The 594-nt window shown below is 65.8% G+C and carries 1 pseudogene; it reads left to right on the plus strand.

The features are described from left to right. Positions 1-70: 70 nt before the first annotated feature. A pseudogene (locus L1069_RS23915) lies at positions 71-565 on the plus strand (transposase); the annotation flags it as partial. Positions 566-594: the final 29 nt, after the last annotated feature.

Genomic DNA, 594 nt, shown 5'->3' on the forward strand with positions numbered 1-594 from the left:
GCCCGCAGGAAGCTGAAGGAAGTCTTCGACCGCGACGGCCTCGTGCTGGAAGCACGCCTCCGGCATGACGATCGCCGCCGAGGGACTGCGCCGGATTGCGGAGCTCTACCGCATCGAGGCTGAGATCCGCGGCATGGGCCCCGGCCAGCGGCTGTCGGCCCGGCAGGCCCGCACCGCGCCGCTGGTCACCGAGTTTGGAGAATGGCTGCAAAGCCAGCGCCGCCGGATCTCCTCAAAGTCGCGTCTCGGGGAGAAGCTGGCCTACATCCACCGCCAGTGGGATGGGCTGCAGACCTTCCTCCACGACGGCCGCGCCGAGATCGACTCTAATGCTGTCGAGAACCTGATCCGCCCAATCGCCCTGACAAGAAAGAACGCCCTCTTCGCCGGCCATGATGAAGGCGGCCGTGCTTGGGGCTGCATCGCTTCGCTCATTGCCACAGCTAAGATCAATGGCGTCGAGCCCTTCGCCTACCTCAAGGCCACCCTCGAAGCCATCGCTGCAGGTCACCCTGCCAGCCGGCTCGACGAACTACTCCCCTGGAACTTCCAGCCGTCAAGCTGAAAGCCCGGTGCCCTCCAGGCGCCGCTTAC

The organism is Leisingera sp. MMG026 (genome assembly GCF_021654205.1).
Taxonomy (GTDB): Bacteria; Pseudomonadota; Alphaproteobacteria; order Rhodobacterales; family Rhodobacteraceae; genus Leisingera.